This window comes from Winogradskyella sp. R77965, assembly GCF_044594915.1.
In the GTDB taxonomy this organism is placed as follows: domain Bacteria; phylum Bacteroidota; class Bacteroidia; order Flavobacteriales; family Flavobacteriaceae; genus Winogradskyella.
Genome location: NZ_CP138990.1, coordinates 2,988,399 through 3,009,730 on the forward strand (window position 1 = coordinate 2,988,399; position 21,332 = coordinate 3,009,730).

Annotated in this window: 15 protein-coding genes; 13 read left to right on the forward strand and 2 right to left on the reverse strand. The window is 33.4% G+C overall.

Annotation, left to right across the window (positions count from 1 at the left end):
* Window position 1 precedes the first annotated feature (1 nt).
* From SJY34_RS13390 to SJY34_RS13400, 3 genes are all read left to right on the forward strand, one after another.
* Window positions 2–1,678, forward strand: coding sequence for an alpha-amylase family glycosyl hydrolase (locus SJY34_RS13390; RefSeq protein WP_400076443.1), 1,677 nt, complete (start codon window positions 2–4; stop codon window positions 1,676–1,678).
* A complete protein-coding gene (locus tag SJY34_RS13395; RefSeq protein WP_400076445.1) occupies window positions 1,675–3,798 on the forward strand; it encodes a glycoside hydrolase family 97 protein in 2,124 nt (707 codons plus the stop codon). Before SJY34_RS13390 ends, SJY34_RS13395 begins: the two co-directional genes overlap by 4 nt.
* Window positions 3,799–3,892: 94 nt before the next feature.
* A complete protein-coding gene (locus SJY34_RS13400) occupies window positions 3,893–6,265 on the forward strand; it encodes a GAF domain-containing protein (protein WP_400076446.1) in 2,373 nt (790 codons plus the stop codon).
* Window position 6,266: 1 nt separating this feature from the next.
* Here the strand turns inward: SJY34_RS13400 and SJY34_RS13405 are convergent, their stop codons facing one another.
* Window positions 6,267–7,475 (reverse strand): Pycsar system effector family protein, encoded by a 1,209-nt coding sequence (locus tag SJY34_RS13405; RefSeq protein ID WP_400076448.1) that lies wholly within the window; start codon window positions 7,473–7,475, stop codon window positions 6,267–6,269.
* A gap of 198 nt (window positions 7,476–7,673) precedes the next feature.
* On the opposite strand from SJY34_RS13405, the gene SJY34_RS13410 reads away from it, so the two are divergent.
* From SJY34_RS13410 to SJY34_RS13435, 6 genes are read left to right on the forward strand one after another with little or no spacing between them, the layout of a single operon-like run.
* Window positions 7,674–9,236: a YdiU family protein gene (locus SJY34_RS13410; RefSeq protein ID WP_400076450.1), complete on the forward strand. Its 1,563-nt coding sequence runs from the start codon at window positions 7,674–7,676 to the stop codon at window positions 9,234–9,236.
* 12 nt (window positions 9,237–9,248) lie between these two features.
* Window positions 9,249–9,530: a DUF427 domain-containing protein gene (locus tag SJY34_RS13415; RefSeq protein ID WP_400076452.1), complete on the forward strand. Its 282-nt coding sequence runs from the start codon at window positions 9,249–9,251 to the stop codon at window positions 9,528–9,530.
* Window positions 9,530–10,753, forward strand: coding sequence for an alpha/beta fold hydrolase (locus SJY34_RS13420; RefSeq protein WP_400076454.1), 1,224 nt, complete (start codon window positions 9,530–9,532; stop codon window positions 10,751–10,753). Before SJY34_RS13415 ends, SJY34_RS13420 begins: the two co-directional genes overlap by 1 nt.
* 3 nt (window positions 10,754–10,756) lie before the next feature.
* Complete coding sequence (gene egtB, locus SJY34_RS13425; RefSeq protein WP_400076455.1) at window positions 10,757–11,923, forward strand: ergothioneine biosynthesis protein EgtB; 1,167 nt, start codon at window positions 10,757–10,759, stop codon at window positions 11,921–11,923.
* Between the two features lies 1 nt (window position 11,924).
* Window positions 11,925–12,863: an L-histidine N(alpha)-methyltransferase gene (locus SJY34_RS13430; protein ID WP_400076457.1), complete on the forward strand. Its 939-nt coding sequence runs from the start codon at window positions 11,925–11,927 to the stop codon at window positions 12,861–12,863.
* A gap of 33 nt (window positions 12,864–12,896) precedes the next feature.
* Window positions 12,897–16,571 carry a metallophosphoesterase gene (locus tag SJY34_RS13435; RefSeq protein WP_400076459.1) on the forward strand — a complete coding sequence of 1,225 codons (3,675 nt, stop codon included), beginning with the start codon at window positions 12,897–12,899 and terminating at the stop codon, window positions 16,569–16,571.
* Here the strand turns inward: SJY34_RS13435 and SJY34_RS13440 are convergent.
* Window positions 16,568–17,419: a hypothetical protein gene (locus SJY34_RS13440; RefSeq protein WP_400076460.1), complete on the reverse strand. Its 852-nt coding sequence runs from the start codon at window positions 17,417–17,419 to the stop codon at window positions 16,568–16,570. The two genes, SJY34_RS13435 and SJY34_RS13440, sit on opposite strands and share 4 nt — an antisense overlap.
* 32 nt (window positions 17,420–17,451) lie before the next feature.
* On the opposite strand from SJY34_RS13440, the gene SJY34_RS13445 reads away from it, so the two are divergent.
* From SJY34_RS13445 to SJY34_RS13460, 4 genes are read left to right on the forward strand one after another with little or no spacing between them, the layout of a single operon-like run.
* Window positions 17,452–18,726 (forward strand): NAD(P)/FAD-dependent oxidoreductase, encoded by a 1,275-nt coding sequence (locus SJY34_RS13445; RefSeq protein ID WP_400081398.1) that lies wholly within the window; start codon window positions 17,452–17,454, stop codon window positions 18,724–18,726.
* A complete protein-coding gene (locus SJY34_RS13450) occupies window positions 18,723–19,256 on the forward strand; it encodes a DUF1697 domain-containing protein (protein ID WP_400076462.1) in 534 nt (177 codons plus the stop codon). The genes SJY34_RS13445 and SJY34_RS13450 overlap by 4 nt, the downstream gene beginning before the upstream one ends.
* 5 nt (window positions 19,257–19,261) lie before the next feature.
* Window positions 19,262–20,356 carry a diphosphomevalonate decarboxylase gene (gene mvaD / locus SJY34_RS13455; protein ID WP_400076464.1) on the forward strand — a complete coding sequence of 365 codons (1,095 nt, stop codon included), beginning with the start codon at window positions 19,262–19,264 and terminating at the stop codon, window positions 20,354–20,356.
* Between the two features lie 33 nt (window positions 20,357–20,389).
* On the forward strand, window positions 20,390–21,319 hold the full coding sequence (locus tag SJY34_RS13460; RefSeq protein WP_400076466.1) for a mevalonate kinase: 930 nt from the start codon (window positions 20,390–20,392) through the stop codon (window positions 21,317–21,319).
* Window positions 21,320–21,332: the final 13 nt, after the last annotated feature.

Below are 21,332 nucleotides of genomic sequence, written 5' to 3' on the forward strand. Positions count from 1 at the left end.
AATGAGACGAGTTATTCCATTATTTATATTGAGCATTATGCTGATCAATTGTGAAAACAAGAATTCAAAAGAAACTAAAATTGAGCAATCAACAAATATTGAAACACCTTTTGTCTGGGAAGGTGCAAACCTTTATTTTTTGCTAACAGATCGTTTCAATAATGGTGATACAGCCAATGATGTTAACTTTGAAAGAACAAGAGAGCCTGGGAAATTAAGAGGCTTCAAAGGTGGAGATATAAAAGGAATTACCCAAAAAGTAAAGGAAGGCTATTTTACGGATTTAGGAATAAATGCTATTTGGATGACACCAATTGTAGAGCAAATACATGATGCAACTGATGAAGGTACAGGTGTTTCTTATGGGTTTCATGGATATTGGGCTAAAGATTGGACGAAAATTGATCCAAATTTTGGAACAAAAGACGATCTACACGAATTGGTGAAAGAAGCACATGCTCGAGGTATTCGTATAGTTTTAGATGCAGTAATTAATCATACAGGACCAGTCACGGAGAAAGACCCTGTTTGGCCAAATGATTGGGTGAGAACAGATCCACAATGTAAGTATGATAATTATGAGAATACAGTGACTTGTACCTTAGTGGCTAATCTCCCAGACATTAAAACTGAAAGCAACGACAATGTGGAGTTACCGCCGCAATTGGTAGCGAAATGGAAAACGGAAGGGCGTTACGAGCAGGAAGTAAAAGAACTCGATGCGTTTTTTGAGAGAACAGGATATCCGAGAGCACCACGTTTTTACATCATTAAATGGTTAACCGATTATATTACCGAATTTGGTGTGGATGGCTACAGAGCTGATACAGTAAAACACACTGAAGCCTTTGTTTGGGAAGAATTCAAAACCGAATGCGATTTTGCTTTTGCAGAATATAAAAAAGCAAATCCAGATAAGGTATTGGACGATACAGATTTTTATTTGGTAGGTGAAGTTTATAATTACGGTATTAGTGGTGGAAAATACTTTGATTATGGAGATAAAAAAGTGAATTATTATGATAATATGTTCTCGAGTCAAATTAATTTTGAGTTCAAATGGAACTCAAAAGAATCTAACTATCAAGATCTTTTTAAAAGATATTCTGATGTTTTAAATGGTGAATTAGAAGGCTTCGGTGTATTAAATTATTTAAGCTCGCATGATGATGGAAGCCCTTTTGATCCATTGAGGAAAAAACCCTTTGAAACCGCAAATAAATTATTGTTATCACCAGGAACTTCGCAAGTTTACTATGGCGATGAATCTTCACGCTCTTTAGTTGTTCCAGGTACAGAAGGTGATGCTACTTTAAGGTCGTTTATGAATTGGGATTCTATTGCTAGAAGACCAAGAACAAAAGAAGTTTTAACACATTGGCAAAAATTAGGCAAATTTAGAGCTAAGCATCCAGCAGTTGGTGCAGGTAAGCATTATATAATATCAGCGCAGCCTTATTATTTTTACAGAAGCTATCAGAAAGGTGATTTTAAAGACAAAGTCGTTATTGGATTAGATCTCGAAAAAGGTGAGAAAATCATTGATGTGTCTAAAGTTTTTGAAGAAAGAGTAATGTTATGTGATGCTTATTCTGGCGAACAGGCAACTGTTGAAAATGGAAAAATTACCATAAGCTCAGATTTTGATATTGTATTAATCGAAAAAAGGCAATTATGAAAAATCAGTGTTGGTTAGTCCTTTTGGTTGCCATAGGGCTTTATTCTTGTTCTAATAAAGAGGAAAACATTTTGGACGTTAAATCACCAAATGAAAAAGTAGTGATTCATTTCAATATTGGCAATGAAGGTGAACCATTCTACATGGTAAAATTCAACAATAAAACGGTTGTTGATACCTCATATTTGGGTTTCGAGTTTAAAGATGTACCAGCGTTTCATAAAAACTTCATCATTAAAAATGCTAGTACATCTTCGTTCAGCGAAACTTGGCAAATGCCATGGGGAGAACAGTTAGATGTTGAAAATAATTATAACGAATTGAGAATTGAGCTTCAAGAAAAAACATCACCAGAACGTTTGTTAAACATCGTTTTTAAAGTCTACGATGATGGTATCGGATTCAGATACGAATTTCCTGAGCAAGAGAATTTAAAAGGAGACGTTTTCATTACGGAAGAACATACAGAATTTAACCTAACTGAAGATTATAAAACCTTTTGGATTCCAGGGGATTGGGATATCTATGAACATTTATACAACACCACAAACCTTTCGGAAATAGATGCTTTACAATTTGCAAATCATAAGAATTTAGCACAAACATACATTCCAGAAAATGCGGTAAATACACCAGTGACTATGGTTGGTAAAGATGGTATTCATCTCAGTTTTCATGAAGCGTCTTTAATTGATTATTCGGGTATGACCTTAAAGGTTGACACTAAAAATTTAAACTTAAAGAGCAATCTTGTTGGTTCAGAAAACGTCGATTATAAAGTAAAACGCACAGTTCCGTTCAATACGCCTTGGCGAACCATTCAAATTACAGATAACGCACCAGATTTAATTGAATCTAACTTAATCGTTAATTTAAACGAGCCAAATAAATTAGAAGATGTATCATGGTTCACACCCATGAAATATGCAGGTGTTTGGTGGGAAATGCATTTAGGAAAATCGTCTTGGGACTATGGAATGGAAATGGTTGATGGTAAATGGGTGGATACCGGAAAAGCACATGGCAAACATGGTGCAACAACCGAAAATGTAAAAGAATTCATAGACTTTTCTGCTAAGAACAATATTGGAGGCGTTTTAGTTGAAGGTTGGAATACGGGTTGGGAACATTGGATTGGTTTTGAAGATAGAGAAGGTGTTTTTGATTTTGTAACTCCTTATCCAGATTACGATATTGATGAAGTGACACGATATGCCAAAGAAAAAGGTGTGCAAATAATTATGCATCACGAAACGTCTGCAGCGACTGAAACTTATGAAAAACAACAAGACACAGCTTATGCTTTGATGCAAAAATATGGGATGCATACAGTAAAATCTGGTTATGTCGGTAAAATTTTACCAAAAGGTGAATATCATCATGGTCAATATATGGTGAATCAATATAACGATGCAGCCATAAAAGCTGCAAAGTATCAAGTAGCTGTTAATGCTCACGAGCCAATAAAAGCAACAGGTTTACGAAGAACTTATCCAAATATAATTTCTCGAGAAGGTTTGCGAGGTCAAGAATTTAATGCATGGGCAAGTGATGGTGGTAATCCACCTGAGCATTTACCTATTGTAGCATTTACTAGGATGTTGTCTGGACCGATAGATTTTACACCAGGTATTTTCAACATAAAATTTGATGAGTATAAAAAAGACAATCAAGTAAATACAACATTAGCTCAGCAATTGGCATTATATGTGGTGATCTACAGCCCTGTGCAAATGGCTGCAGATTTAGTTGAGCATTATGAAGCAAATCCAGAACCTCTACAATTCATTAAAGATGTTGGAGTGGATTGGGAACTAACCAAAGTTTTGAATGGTGAAGTAGGCGATTATGTAACTATAGCAAGAAAAGAGAGAGAAACTGGCGATTGGTTTGTTGGTGGTATAACAGATGAAAACTCAAGAGAATTAGAAATAGAGTTTAGTTTTTTAAATGATAATCAAGATTACGAAGCTATAATTTACAAGGATGGCGAAAATGCGCATTGGAATGATAATCCCTTGGATATAGCAATAGAAAAATTAGAAATAAATAAAGATTCGAAATTGAACGTTACACTTGCTCAAGGTGGTGGTTTTGCAATTAGTTTAAGAGAGAAATAAAACGTTATTGTATGTAACAAACTGCATGTAAGATAGTCTTACTTTTAACGACTATTTTAATTATTCGTAACTTTATATACAAAAACCTAACAGTTTGGATATCAATGACAACATAGATTCACCTCTGGTAATCAAAGTAAGTTTTAATAAATTATTAAGCCAATACGAAAGTTTAATTAAGGCCGATAATGATTTTATTGCTGCCAACGCACGTCGTGTTTTAAAAATTGCAGAAGATAATCCAGTATTGAGAGATGGGTTTAGCGATTTAAAATTACTTGATACCTACGAAAAAGAGATTGCAGGAATTCTACAAGATTCATTTAGTCCTATTTTAACTAAAAACGAAATTAAAACAGCATCTGTGCCTTTTCAAGATGTTATTTTTAATAAATCAGAGCGCTTTAAGTCCTTGTTGAAAACTGCAGGTGATGATTTTGAGTTGCAAATAAAAAATATGCCTACGGATCAAAGGTATATTATCGCATGTACTATTATTCTCAACTTCTGTTATGGCTATAATTTAAATTTTAAACGACCATTTTTCTACGAAATACCAGATGCCAATGGCATCACGCGTTATTATAAAATTTTGTATAATGCCGACTTTACAGAAATTATTCCAAGAGATAATGCACCTAAGATTACCAAAGAGGATTACGAAGAGTTATTGGATAATTTTGAAAACATAGAGCTCTGGAAAGAAAAATTTCCACCAAACAGTTACGATTTCAAAGGCTTTGTAATTTCAAATATTTTTGATGTTACCGATGACCAATCCATTTCTAATATTAAATCATCTCTTATTGGCGAAGATAAGCGTAAAGATGAAAGCTTTATGCAAGGTTTTTATGAAATCTTCCGCTCATTATTCGGGTTTAAGAGTTTAGAGGTTGGCTTTTCAATTTACAATGAAGAAGAACAAACGTTTGAGCGTGTTTATGGCGTAGGGATGAATAGTTTCTTAATTAATAATTTTGATAGTGTAAAATGTTCAGATGCCTTATGTGATTGGACATACAATCGGCTTTTAAAAGAAAACTCGTATTTTTCAATTTCTGATGTAGATAAACTTTATAAGCTTTCAAAAGGTCAAGCACCACACGTTAAAGTTTTGCATGAACAAGGTTTTAAAAGTGCCATTTTTGCGCCTATAGCAAATGATGAAGGCTTAATGGGAATTCTTGAAATTGTTTCAAAGAAACCTCAGGTATTAAATAGTATCAATGCCAATAAGTTGATAGATATAATGCCTTTTATTATTTCTGCTGTAGAGCGCTCCAAAAATGAAGAAGAGAACCTTATAGAAGCAATTATTCAGAAAGAGTGTACATCTATCCATCCAAGTGTACATTGGAGGTTCGAAAAAGAGGCTAAAAACTTTATTAAAGCCCAAATGAATGGTAAAGAACCCAACTTTAATAAAATAGCATTCGAAAATATTTACCCTCTCTACGGTCAAATAGATATTAAAGGATCTTCAGAGGCTAGAAACTGGGCAACACAGCAAGATTTGACTTTACAGTTAAAAACTGTTCAAAATATTCTAAAAAACGCTTCTGGTTTAGAAGAATTGCCAATTTATGAGCAATATATTTATCAGGCGGAGAACTTTTTAAAAGGACTCGAAACTAACTTTCAAGTTGATAGTGAGCAGCAAATATCAGGATTCATTAAAGACGAAATTGAGCCAGTACTAAAACATCTATACACAACAGATGAATTGAAATCTGACATCGATGAGTACTTTAATCGCATAGATGATACTGTAGAAGTATTGTATCACCATAGAAAACATTATGATGATACTATTGCTTTAATCAATAAGGAAATGGCTTCGTTATTGGACCAAAAGCAAGTAGAAGCACAACTTATGTATCCTCACTATTTTGAGCGTTTCAAAACAGATGGTGTTGAGCACAATATGTATATTGGAGAGTCGCTTACCAAGGAAGATAGCTTTAATCCAATATATCTTTATAATCTAAGATTATGGCAGTTGCAGGTGATGGTAGAAATGGAAAACTCATATTACCAGATGCAATCTCAATTTCCGGTAGCTTTAGATGTGGCTTCTATGATTTTGGTATTTAATCAGCCGTTGTCTATAAGTTTTAGAATGGATGAAAAGCAATTTGATGTAGATGGTACATATAATGCCAGATACGAAATTGTTAAGAAGCGTGTAGATAAAGCTTACATAAAAGGAACTACTCAGCGTGTTACGCAAAAAGGCAAAATTAGTATTGTCTATTCCCAAAAAGAAGACGAAAAAGAGTATTTACAATATATTAAGTTCTTACAATCTAAAAAGTATTTAGATAACGATGTAGAGATTGTTGAGTTACAAGACTTACAAGCCGTAACCGGATTAAAAGCTATAAGAGTTAGCGTACTTTATCACAAGGACAAAGACGACAAGGAATTTTATACTTATGATGATTTAATGAAAGAGATTAAGTCTTAAATTACATAGTTGCTGGTGCACCAGAGAACTGAAAAGCAATACCAAAAGCAATAACACTTACAACAATACCAATCATAAACACGGTATAAGTTGTTCTAAGTAAATTGTATTTCCTATTTAAAACCAATCCTAAGAAATAAAGATCTTTTGTTAAAGAACCATATAGATAATCTCTGTCTTTCATCATTTCATGCATAGCCCACTCAAACTCATCGAGTTTCATTTTATGGAAATTCCCAAAGAATAATAAGTTTACCTTTTTGTCCGCAACGTCTTGTTTGCTAAACTTGCCTTTAGTGACATTTGGGCGTGTTGCCAAAACAGACAAAACAATGGAAGCAACTGTAAACAATGCGAAAATAACAGTTGGCCATATTAAATAATCATTGGACGGATTATCTAGTTTAGACACTAAATTCGAAAGTACTAAGGATATAATAATGGCGTTTACAGACAATAAAATATTGGCTTTTGTATCTGCAATATCACTCAATGTAATATGATTACGAAGCGCAACTCTAAACATGGTTTCTATGCCGCGTTCAGGCAGTTCAATTTTGTTTTTTTTGAAACTCAATTCGTCTTTCTTTTGCTTAAGTTTTGCGTTATCTTGCTTTAATTTCTTTTGAGTTTTTAATAATTGAGCTAAATTTTTCCCTTTTGCTTTTTCCCAATTAGCAGAAGCATAATCTGTATAAAATCTATGGTGGTTGGTTAGAAATTCAATATTTTCTTGTAACCAATCAGTATCGCTCAAAAATTTGTCCATGGTTAATTCCCATTCTTTCCGTAATAAGGCTTTTAAACCATCATAATTTTTACTGGCGATATGAGAACAATCAGCATCTCTAATGATTTTTTCGAGTTTATTTTTAGGTTCATAAACCATTTTAGTTGCCAATATTAATTGCTTAACAGATTCAATATCTTCTTTGGTTACATCATGCTTAATTAAAAATGATTCAGCAATGATTGTACTTTCTTCCTCATGCCCATCACAAGTTTTAGTAAATCCAGTATCATGAAACCAAGCAGCAATTGATAAAATCTGACTTTCTTTAGTTGCTATTGCTTCAGCTTCAGCTATTTCTTTTATTTTTTCAACGACACGCTGCGTATGGGCAAGGTTATGATATATATAGGATTTGTTGAGATTTTCATTTAAAAATGAAATCACATACTTTTCGACTTCTAATAAAATGGTTTCCATAAAGATAAATGTAGTCTAATTTAAGAATTATTTATAACCTAATACACTACTAATGTAGTAACTTAGCTAAAGTCCATTAATGTTGCAAAGTAATCGATACTATAACGACTATTACATAGACGAAATTTACTTAAGATAATTACGAATAGAGAGTAGTAAATACATTTTCTGCTAATCAAAACCTCAAAGCTTCTATCTATGAAGTTGAACATAAAAGATACTTTTAATAAAGAATTACCCTCAGATACTAATCTAGATAATACAAGGCGACAGGTGTTTAAAGCCACACATTCTTATGTGATGCCTAAGGTGCCCTCAGGTTCAAAACTAATTCATGTTTCAAAAGAAATGGCCAAATCTATTGGGCTAAATGAAAAGGATTTAAAGTCAACGGATTTTTTAAATGTGTTTTCGGGTGCAAAGATTCAGCCTAAAACAAAACCATATGCAATGGCATATGCAGGTCATCAATTTGGTAATTGGGCTGGTCAGCTCGGTGATGGAAGAGCCATTAATCTTTTCGAAATTGAGCATAATAAAAAACGTTGGGCATTACAGCTTAAAGGAGCGGGTGAAACACCATATTCTAGACAAGGTGATGGTTTGGCTGTGTTGAGGTCTTCAATCAGAGAGTATCTGTGTAGTGAAGCCATGCATCATTTAGGCGTACCAACAACAAGAGCTTTAAGTTTAATGTTGTCTGGCGATGATGTACTTAGAGATATGCTGTACGATGGTAATGCAGACTACGAAAAAGGTGCTATTGTTTGTCGAGTAGCAGCAACATTTATTCGTTTTGGAAATTTTGAATTGTTCGCGGCTCGGAAGGATGTCAAAAATCTCAAACAATTAACCGACTATACCATCAAATATTTCTATCCTGAATTAGGCAAACCTTTAAAAGACACTTATATCAAGTTTTTCAAAGAGGTTGCAAATAGAACTCTAGATATGATAATCCATTGGCAACGTGTAGGTTTTGTACATGGTGTTATGAATACAGATAACATGTCAATTCTCGGCCTAACTATTGATTACGGACCATATGGTTGGTTAGAGGATTTTGACTTTGGTTGGACACCAAATACGACGGATAGACAAAATAAGCGTTACCGTTATGGCAATCAACCTAATATTGGACTTTGGAATTTATTACAACTAGCCAATGCTTTATATCCATTGGTTGAAGATCCAGAACCTTTTGAAACTATTTTAAATGATTATCAGAAAGATTTTGAAGTTAAGTCATTAAATATGATGTGTGCCAAATTAGGATTGAAGCTTCAAGATGAAAACGATTCAAAATTAATGACAGATTTGGAAGATTGTCTATTACTTTCTGAAACCGATATGACAATCTTCTTTAGGTTATTATCTGACTATAAAAAAGGTAATTCTGAATTAGGAGTTGAAATTGTTAATGATGCATTTTATAAACTAGACGATATTAAAAATGAAGTTTTGGAGCAATGGAAAGGTTGGTTTAAAACCTACGACCAAAGATTACAATTAGAAGAACTAACAGACCAACAACGACAGGTCAAAATGAATTTGGTCAATCCAAAATATGTGCTCAGAAATTATATGGCGCAGTTAGCTATAGATGATGCAGACAAAGGAGACTACAATTTAATTAATGAATTATTTGAACTATTAAAGCAACCTTATTCAGAACAACCAGAAAACGAAAAATGGTTTGCTAAACGACCAGATTGGGCAAGACATAAAGTAGGTTGTTCAATGTTGTCTTGTAGTTCTTAAAACAAAACTAATATGAAAGCAATTTGGAATAACAAAGTGATAGCCGAAAGTAACGATACCGTTGTTATAGAAAACAATCATTATTTTCCTCACGATAGTATTAAAAGTGAATTCTTTAAACCAAGTGAACTACATTCGGTTTGTCCATGGAAAGGCACCGCATCGTATTATACGATTGAAGTTGATGGAAAAGAGAATCCTGATGCAGCTTGGTTCTATCCAGAAGTATCAGAATTGGCAAAAGGAATTAAAAATCGAGTAGCATTTTGGAGAGGTGTAAAAATTGAAGATTAATGAAGAGTACTAGACTAAAAATTCAAAATAGGAAAGGATTAACACTAAATGCAAGTTTAGAACTGCCTGCAAATCAAAAACCAAATTACTACGCCATCTTTGCACACTGTTTTACATGTAGCAGTAATCTTAATGCCGTAAAGCATTTAAGTAGAGCATTAACTCAAGATGGATTTGCTGTATTACGTTTTGATTTCACAGGATTAGGTAGAAGTGAAGGCGAATTTGCGGATAGCCATTTCTCGGCAAATGTTGAAGATTTATTAGACGTTCATGCCTATATGACTGAGCATTACAAAGCGCCAAGTCTATTAGTTGGTCACTCCTTAGGAGGAGCTGCAGTATTGGTTGCAGCCTCAAAAATTGAAGCTGTAAAAGCGGTGGCAACAGTAGGAGCACCTGCAACAGTAAATCATGTGACGCATTTGTTTTCACATCAAGTTGAAGATATTAAAGATAAAGGTAATGTTGAAGTTAATATTGGAGGAAGACCTTTTGTGATTAATCAGGATTTTGTTTCAGAATTTGATAAAACAGATTTGCCAGAAACTGTAAAGAATTTAAGAAAACCTCTACTGATAATGCATTCGCCATTCGATAAAATAGTTGGTATTGAAAATGCACAGCAATTATATCATAAAGCACTTCATCCAAAAAGTTTTGTCACATTAGATGATGCCGACCATTTATTATCTCAAGAAAAAGATAGTAAATATGTTGGTGAAATTATTGGGACATGGGCAAGACGTTATTTTCCGAAGGTAGAAAATGTAATGTTGAGTACAGAAGGTGAGCAACTGGTAGGTCATTTAAATATTATAGAAGATAATTTTACAACATCCATTCAAACGAAAAACCATACGTTTATTGCAGATGAGCCTGCGAGTATAGGAGGTAGTGATTTTGGACCATCACCATACGAATACTTAAATGCAGCATTAGCTGCGTGTACAGTTATGACATTAAAAATGTATGCAGAACGCAAGCAATGGGATTTGCAAGAGGTATTTGTTTATATCTCTCATTCTAGAAAACATAGTGACGATTTACAAGTTGAAATAGAGAAACCAAAATACTTAGATCATGTAAGTAAAAAATTAAAATTTGTTGGTAACTTAGATAACGCTCAAAAGGAACGATTAAAAGAAATTGCATCACGTTGTCCAGTGCATAAAACCATTGCAAGTGAGGTGATTTTTGAAACTCAAATAATTCAAGATTAACCATTGCAAACAATAACAGCCAATACAATTACAAAAGAACATTTTTTAGAAGTAAGATATCTAACAGAACTTATTTGTAAATCTTTAAAAGCAGAAGATGTTTCCATTCAACCAGCAGAATTTGTCTCACCACCAAAATGGCACTTAGCACATACCACTTGGTTTTTTGAACAGTTTGTATTAACAGAATTTAAGTCAGATTATAAAGTATTTAATGAAGATTTTGCATTCTATTTTAATAGTTACTACAACAATGTTGGTGAACGAATTATTCGCTCAAATCGTGGTTTAATGACACGACCGACTTTAGATGAGGTTCTTGCATTTAGAACTTATGTAAATGAGCAACTTGCAGATTTTATTTCTAAAGGTATCTCAGAAGACATTAGAGCTATTATTGAAATAGGCTTGCAGCATGAGCAACAACACCAAGAGTTACTAATTTATGATATTAAATACATTTTTGGGAACCAGCCCTCGTTTCCGAAATTAGATTATAAAATTCAGTTACAGGAAGAAGAAAATCATCAAGAATTCATTCAGATTTTGGAAGGGATTTATGAAATAGGTCATAAGAGTGATAACTTTTGTTGGGATAATGAGTTAGGAAGGCATAAGGTTTATCTCCAAGCCTATGAGATTTCAAATCGACTCGTAACCAATTCAGAATATATAGAATTTATTGAAGCTGGTGGTTACCAAGATTTCAATCTATGGCATGCCGATGGTTGGGAGTTTGTTCAAAATAACAATTTAAAAGCACCTTTATATTGGCACAAGGTCAATGGAAAATGGACGCATTATACGCTTCAAGGTTTTAAAGCAGTAGAGACTGATTTACCCGTAAGTCACATTACATTTTACGAAGCATTCGCCTTTGCGCAGTGGAAAGGAATGCGCTTACCAACAGAATTTGAATGGGAAGTTGCTTCGAATCAACTTAAATATGGTCAGCTATGGGAATGGACCAATAGCGCATATTTACCCTATCCAAACTACACTAAAGTAGAAGGTGCTCTTGGTGAATACAATGGTAAATTTATGGTTAATCAAATGGTACTTAGAGGTGCTTCTGTAGCCACTTCAACAAATCATAGCAGACCAACGTATAGAAATTTTTTTCAGCCTGAAATGCGTTGGCTATTTTCCGGAATTCGATTAGCAAAATAATATGACAAACAACTTTGCACAAGATGTGCTAGCTGGCTTAACAGCAGAAAATAAATATTTATCTTCCAAGTACTTTTATGATGACAATGGCAGTCGCATATTTCAGGAAATAATGAATATGCCAGAGTATTATCTCACTAATGCCGAGTTTGAGATATTGTCCATGCAATCCAAACAGATTATTGACGCTTTACAATTTTCTAAACCTTTTAATATTGTAGAATTAGGAGCTGGTGATGGATTAAAAACCTTTAAACTTTTAGAATATTTGGTGAATAAGAATATCGAATTTAATTACGTACCTATTGACATTTCGCAAGAAGCTATAGGTGCTCTTACCAAAAGATTAAAAGAACGACTACCTAATTTGAATATTAAACCTAAGGTTGGAGATTATTTTGAAATCCTAAAAGTTAACAAACAGAGTGATTATCCAAGTTTGTTGTTGTTTTTGGGTGGAAATATCGGAAACTATGATGAAAATAAAGCCAAGAATCTGTTAGACTTATTTAATGACGTCATGAAGTTAGGAGATAAGCTTCTCATTGGTTTTGATTTAAAGAAAAATCCAATACTAATTCATAATGCATATTATGATAAACATGGTATAACAAAACGCTTTAATCTTAATTTACTTTTAAGGATTAACAGAGAATTAGAAGCCGATTTTAAAATTGATGATTTTGATTTTTACTGTCACTATAACCCTATTACTGGTGATGTTAAAAGTTATATCATTAGCTTAAGAAAGCAATCTGTTTACCTAAAAAAGTTACATACTAAAATTGATTTAGATTATAATGAACTCATTTGGACCGAGCTTTCAAAAAAATATAGTCTAGGTGAAATTCGTAACTTAGCAGAAGCCTCAGATTTTCAAGTAACTACCAATTTTATGGATTGTAAGCATTATTTCACTGATAGTCTTTGGGAGAAGTAATTCGTATTTTTTTATAACCAACTAGAATATTTGATGAAAGTATATTATAAATTCGGCATCTATTTAACCTTGATTTTTATATTAAATTCATGTGCAACGTATAAAAATCAGGTGATTGCAGGTGCAGAAAAGGAAATATCAGCAAATAAGGAGATAGAGCACAGTTTCTATCTAATTGGTGATGCAGGTAATTCTAATATTGGTGAAAGTTCTAAGGCTTTAAAAGCTTTTAAATCAGAGCTAGAGAAGGCACCCGAAAATAGTACTGCTCTTTTTCTTGGAGATAATATTTACCCTAAAGGTCTGCTTCAAAAATCAGATTCAGACTATGAGTTGACCAAGCATCGTATAAAAGTACAAACAGAAGCTACAAAAAATTTTAAAGGTGAAACTATTTTTATTCCTGGTAATCACGATTGGTATTCTGGCGTTAGAGGCTTAAAAGATCAAGAAAAATTCGTGGAAGACGCACTGGGCAAAAATACCTTTTTGCCAGAAAATGGTTGCCCAATTGATAAAATTCATATTTCCGAAGAGATAGAACTTATTATAATAGATTCGCATTGGTACATCACCAACTGGAATAATCATCCAACAATTAACGATGACTGTGATATTAAGACACGGCAAATGTTTTTGGATGAATTCAATAGTTTAATTAAAAAAGCCCGAGGTAAAACTACTATCGTGGCTTTGCATCATCCAATGTATACTAATGGTTCTCATGGAGGCCAATTTACTTTTGGAAGCCACATGAAACCAATCCCTATTTTAGGGACATTAAAAAATGTAATTAGAAAAACAAGTGGTGTAGCTAATGTCGATATACAAAACTCACGTTACAATGAATTAAAACGACGTTTGGTGACTTTGGCCCAAGCAAATAAGAAGGTGATTTTCGCTTCTGGTCATGATCATAATCTTCAGTATATAATTGAAGACAATCTGCATCAAATTGTAAGTGGTTCTGGCTCTAAGGTTTCAGGGACTAGAAATGTTGGTGGTAGTATATTTTCATACGGTACTCAAGGTTTTGCCAAGCTTAATATTTATAAAGATGGTTCGTCTCATGTGAAGTTTTATTCGGCAGATGATGATAAAGTTGTTTTTCAGTCTGAAGTATTACCAGCTAATGCATTAGAAACCAATATCAATTACAACGAAAATAAGGCTTCGCATACTTCTGCTTCTATTTATTCTGAAGCTGAAACAGAAGTTGGAGGTTTTTACAAATTTCTTTGGGGAGACCGCTATAGAAAATATTTCAGTACTAAAATAAAAGCTCCCAATGTAAGTTTAGACACGCTTTTTGGAGGACTCAAACCCATCAGAAAAGGTGGTGGAAATCAATCAAAATCATTGCGATTAGAAGATGAAAACGGAACACAATACGTTATGCGTGCCTTGAGAAAACAAGCTTTACAATATTTACAAGCCGTATTATTTAAAGACCAATACATAGAAGGGCAATTTGATGATACTGCTACTGAAGATTTAATCTTAGACGTCTTTACTGGCTCTCATCCTTATGCACCTTTTGTTATTGGTGATTTGGCTGATGCTATTGGTGTTTATCATACCAATCCGGTGCTATACTATATTCCAAAACAAGAACGACTAGGTAGGTACAATGATGAGTTTGGTGATGAATTATATATGATTGAAGAACATACTTCGGAAGGTCATAGCAACCAAGCCAGTTTTGGGTTTCAAGATAAGCTTATCAGTACAGATGATATGATGAAAAAAATCCATAAAGATGAAGATATTGTCATTGATGAAGCTGCTTATATCAAGGCGAGATTATTTGATATGCTTATTGGCGATTGGGATAGACACCAAGACCAATGGCGTTGGATAGAGTTTAAGGAAGATGGCAAAAAAATCTATAGACCTATGCCTCGCGATAGAGACCAAGCTTTTTCCATTATGGCTGATGGGTTTTTGTTAGGAGCAGCTGTAAAATTAATACCTACGGCTCGCTTATTACGAGAATATTCTGATGATTTAGAAGATGTAAAAGGTGTAAATGTCGAGCCTTATCCTTTAGATATGGAATTAATTACACAATCTAAAAAAGCCGTTTGGGATGCAGAAGTAAAGCATATTCAACAGAATATTACAGATGATATAATAGAAAAGGCATTTATGAATATGCCTGAAGAAGTACGCGATGAAATTTTAGAGCAAATAAAGCGCAAGTTAAAAGCAAGACTAATTAATCTTCAAAAGATTTCTGACCGTTATTACGTATTAGTAAACCAGTTTGCGGTCATAAAGGGTACTAACAAAGATGATTGGTTTGATGTTGAGCGCATGCCCAATGGACAAACCAAAGTTACAGCTTATCGTATTAAAGGAGGAGAGAAGAAAGATAAATTTCACGAGCGTATATACAATCATGATGAAACCAAGGAAATCTGGATTTATGCTTTAGATGATGACGATACGTTTCATGTTAATGGAACAGGTGATCATGACATAAAAGTGCGATTGGTTGGTGGGCAAAACAATGACACGTACAACATTGAAAATGGGAAGCGAATAGTTTATTACGATTACAAATCCAAAAAAAATACTGTACTTACCAACAAAGGGCATAAAAAATTCAGCGATAATTATAGTACCAATGTTTATGATTACAGAAAGCTAAAGAACAATACCTTTCAAATATTACCAAGCCTCGGAGCAAATCCTGATGATGGGTTTAGAATTGGTGCAGCGGCAACTATTGCTAATTATGGCTTTGAGCGCAATCCATTTACTGCGCAACATAATATTTCTGCTGCCTATTATTTTGCTACGAGTGGTTATGATTTAAATTATAGTGGTGAGTTTGCCAATATTTTTCCTAATATAAACTTTGGTTTTGACGCTCATTTTAATAGTCCAAATTTTGCAGTGAATTTCTTTGGTTTTGGTAATGAAACCCTTAACCCAAATGTAGAAGATGAAGATAATTTTGATTTAGACTATAATCGAGTTAAAATTAGAACAGTAAAAGTGATGCCATCGTTAATATGGAGAGGTCAATTAGGAGGAAGTCTTAAAGTTGGTGTGTTATACGAAAGTAATGAGGTAGAACGTACAGAAGGCCGTTTTGTAGAAAATATACCAGTAGATAATCCCGTTTTTGATAAGCAAGATTTCTATGGAGTAGATGCTAAATATCATTTTGCCAACAAGGATAATGAAGCTTTTCCTACACTTGGTTTCCAAACATCGTTACAGGTTGGATACAAGAATAATGTAAGTACAGAAAAGGGGTTTGGTTACATTGTTCCAGAGTTAGGTTTTGATTATAAGTTAATTCCAGACGGTCAATTAGTTTTGGCAACGGACTTTAGAGCGCATATTAATCTAGGTGATGATTTTGAGTTTTATCAAGGTGCTACTTTGGGTGCTGACAATGGTTTACGTGGTTATCGTTTTCAAAGATTTACAGGGAAATCGGCTTTCTCGCAATCTACTGATATACGTTGGAATTTTGGAAATCTTAAAACAGGATTGTTGCCTATTCATGTTGGTGTCTATGGAGGCTTAGACTACGGTCGTGTATGGATAGATAATGATAATTCTGAAAAATGGAACAATTCTTTTGGTGGAGGTGTATTTGTAAATATGGCAAATATGCTTACTGGAAATATTTCAGCTTTTAATAGTGAGGATGGTTTGCGTTTAGCTTTTAGGCTAGGATTTGGGTTTTAATTGACACTAAAACTGTAAAGATTTCCGCCGTCAACACCTAAGTATTCATCAGCAATATATAAGGTACTATCATTTTTAAATTCTACACTCTCTTTTTGGGATTTGTAGCTAAAAGTATATCGCTCTACTTTAGAATTGAAAAAATCTTTAGTATTTAAGTCTGAGAACATAAACACAGAGTTTTCAGTTAAAAGTGCCATCTTATTCCCTTTTTCATTAATGTCTGCTGAGGTTACCCAACATTCAGAATCTTCACAAGTGTCAAAACTACTTAAAAATTTGGCTTTGTATTTTCCTTTTTTTGATGGTAATTGATAAAGATTGGTTTTACTTTTCTCTTTGGGTGAACGACTTTTTGTAAATAAATACAAACTGTCTTTAAAGAAAAAGAAGGCTTCACAATCAAAATGACGTTTACTTTTTTTAGGTGGAAATTTTTTTTGTTCGGGATAAGTAAAACGAATACGCTCTGGTGTAATGTATTTAGAATTTGTTTTTAAAGAATCACTGGAAATTTTTAAAATAGAAAGATTCTTTCTGTCATTACTATTGTTCCCAAAATCACCAATATATACATTACCTTCGGTGTCCATAGTTAAATCTTCCCAATCTCTATTTTTTGCTTTTATTACGATAGATTTCACAATTTCACCTTTACTATTAAGACCATAAAGAATCGGTTTGTTGCCACTGTCATTGACCATCCAAATGACATCATTTACTGTATCTGCGGCAATACCAGAAACTTCATTTAAATCTAGGGGTAAATCCATCATTGTTTTTAGGTTACCTGTATCGCAACTTAAAATAATTAGTAATATAAATATTAGACTTTTGGGCTTTATCATTGTAATTTTAAATTTTCAAAAATTTAATATTGATCAGGCATAAAGATATCATAATTATTGGAGGTGGAGCAGCAGGTTTTTTTGCTGCTATAAACATTGCTGAGCAAAACCCTGAGTTATCAGTTACGATTTTAGAACGTGGAAAAGCTGGCTTACAAAAAGTAAAAATTTCTGGTGGAGGACGTTGTAACGTCACCCATGCCGAATTTATACCTTCAGAGTTGGCACAAAATTATCCAAGAGGAGAAAAGGAATTGCTTGGGCCATTTCATAGATTTATGACAGGTGATACAATTGCTTGGTTTGAAGAGCGAGGCGTTGAGTTGAAAATTGAAGATGATGGCAGAATGTTTCCGTTGTCTAATTCCTCCCAGACTATCATTAACTGTTTTTTGAATGAGACCAAGAAACATAATGTTGAAGTACTTTACAATCATTCAGTAAAATCTATTATTGATTGTCGCGATGATCACCTCGCTTTATATAGTTTCGTTAGAAGATCAGATAGTAGAAATACGACTGATTATAACTTTCAAATTATAACTTCTCAAGGGATCTTAGAATGTAATGATGTTGTGATAGCTACAGGAAGCAATACTAAGATATGGAAATTACTGGAAGATTTGGGACATACGATTGTTCAACCAGTACCATCACTATTTACTTTCGATATTAAAGATAAACGCATCAAAGACATTCCAGGAGTTGTAGCAAAAGATGTTGAAATTAAAGTTTTAGGAACAGATTTAAATTCAGAAGGGCCTTTACTAATTACACATGTCGGTATGAGTGCACCAGCCATTTTAAAACTCTCGGCTTTTGGAGCAATCGAATTAGCAAAGTTGAATTATAATTTTAAAATTGAAGTAAATTTTATTCGCTTAGATTTTAAATCGTGTTTAGATCAACTTAAAGATTTTAAACTAAGTTTTGCAAAAAAAGCTATTTCTAATTCTACTCAATTTGATTTACCAAAACGTCTATGGAAACAGTTGGTTTCAGCATCTAATATTAATGAAACAGAGCGTTGGGCGGATATTAATAAGGAACAATTAGAAAGTTTAACTGAGCAATTAACAAAAGCTGTATTTCAAGTAACTGGTAAAAGTACTTTTAAAGAAGAGTTTGTGACAGCAGGTGGTGTGGATTTAAAAGAAGTCAACTTTAAAACTTTTGAAAGCAAACGTATTCCAAATCTATATTTTGCCGGAGAAGTTATTAATGTAGATGCTGTAACAGGAGGTTTTAACTTTCAGAATGCATGGACGGGAGCCTATATTGTATCACAATCAATTACTAAATCATGATAACATACATCGCACTTCTCAGAGGAATTAATGTTGGAGGCCATAAAAAAGTACCAATGGCAGAACTTAGGGAGTTACTCGCTAAATCTGGGTTAGAAAACGTAAAAACCTATATACAAAGTGGTAATGTTATTTTTCAGTCTTCAGATAATGACTTTAAAACTTTAGAATCTAAAATCAAAATATCGATTCTAGAGTATTTTGGTTTCGACGTATCAGTTTTGATAAGAACTAGAGAACAACTTAATGCAATATTTGATAATTGCCCATTTCCAGAAGAGAAAAAACTGAGTAGTTACTTCGCGGTACTGACCGAGATTCCGCATAAAGATTTAGTTAAGGAAGCTTACGAGAAAACATATGATAATGAGGAATATGAAATTCTAAATGACTGTCTGTATTTTTATTGTGCTAATGGTTATGGAAATGCAAAGTTTAACCTCAATTTTTTCGAAAAAAAATTAAAAGTCAATGCCACATCAAGAAATTATAAAACAATGGTAAAACTCTTATCTTTGTCAGATATTTAATTTCAATGACAGAACAAGATTTTATTCTTAAATCATATAATACCAATATTGAAAATGGCTCAGTAAAATGGTCGTCACCAAGTAATATAGCATTGGTTAAATATTGGGGAAAAAAAGAGCATCAAATCCCAGAAAATCCTTCTATAAGTTTCACGCTTTCAGATTGTAAAACCATAACTGAGGTTACTTACACTAAAAAAGAGAGTAAAGATTTTAGTTTCGATGTGTATTTTGAAGGAGAAAAAAACGAGGCCTTTAAACCTAAGATTCAAACTTTTTTTGAGCGTATTGAAACCTATATGCCTTTCTTAAGAGATTATCATTTTAAAATTGATACCTCTAACACCTTTCCGCATAGTTCGGGTATTGCATCTTCAGCATCAGGAATGAGTGCCATAGCATTATGTTTAATGAGTATTGAGCAAGAATTAACCAATACTGTCACTTCGAGCGCAGTTGAGAAGTCTGATTTCAATCAAAAAGCATCATTCATAGCAAGACTTGGCTCAGGAAGCGCATGCAGAAGTATCGAGGGAGAACTTGTAGTTTGGGGACAAAACGAGAGTACAGAAAGCTCAGATTTATATGGTGTTAAGTTTGAAGGAGAAGTTCATTCAAACTTTAAAAATTATCAAGATACCATTTTACTAGTAGATAAAGGAGAAAAACAAGTGAGTAGCACAGTTGGCCATAAATTAATGTATGGTCACCCATTTGCGAAAGAACGTTTTGCACAGGCCCATGAAAACCTAGCTAAGTTAAAAACAATTTTGGCTTCAGGTGATTTAAATGCGTTTGTTAAAATTGTAGAGAGTGAAGCATTAACGCTCCATGCTATGATGATGACAAGTATGCCATACTTTATATTGATGAAGCCCAATACACTAGAAATCATCAATAAAATCTGGAAGTTCAGGGAAGAAAACAATTCTAATGTGTGTTTTACTTTAGATGCAGGAGCCAATGTTCATGTTTTATATCCAGAAAGCGAAAAGGAAACTGTTCTCAATTTTATTAAGAAAGAATTAACTAAATACTGTCAGAACGAGCATTATATCTGCGACCAAATAGGACTTGGTGCAAACCTAATAAGATTATAATACGTATATTTGTTAAACCAAATTGCTTAATTAATGAAGGGACCACTATTTTATTCTAAGATTCTTTTATTCGGAGAATACGGAATCATTAAAGATTCTAAAGGCTTATCAATTCCTTATAATTTTTACAATGGTGCTTTAAAAGTAGATGAAAATCCTACGGAAGAAGCTATAGAATCTAATGCAAGTCTAAAACGTTATGTGGCGTATTTGAGTAAGTTAGATAAGGATTTAGTGACTTTTGATATTGATACTTTACAAAAGGATGTTGATGCTGGTATGTACTTTGATTCTTCAATTCCTCAAGGTTATGGAGTAGGTAGTAGCGGAGCATTAGTTGCTGCGATTTACGATAAGTATACTTCCAATAAAATTACAGTTTTAGAAAATTTAACAAGAGAGAAACTTTTAAAACTGAAAACGATCTTCTCCGAAATGGAATCGTTTTTTCACGGAAAATCTTCAGGATTAGATCCCTTAAATAGTTATTTAAGCCTTCCAATATTAATTAACTCTAAAGACAATATAGAGGCAACTGGAATCCCATCTCAACAAACCGAGGGTAACGGAGCTGTATTTTTATTAGACAGTGGCATTGTCGGTGAAACGGCGCCAATGGTTAGTATTTTTATGGAAAACATGAAAAATGAAGGTTTCCGTAGCATGCTTAAAGATCAATTTATAAAGCATACCGATGCTTGTGTTGATGATTTTTTAAAAGGTGATATAAAATCGTTATTTAAAAACACAAAGCAATTATCTAAAGTGGTTTTAAATAACTTTAAACCGATGATACCAGTGCAGTTTCACGAACTATGGAAAAAAGGGATTGAAACTAACGATTATTACTTGAAGCTTTGTGGCTCTGGTGGTGGTGGCTATATTTTAGGTTTTACGGAGAATATAGACAAAGCCAAGAAAGCTTTAAAAGCACATAAGTTAGAAGTAGTATACAGCTTTTAATACTTTGTCATTC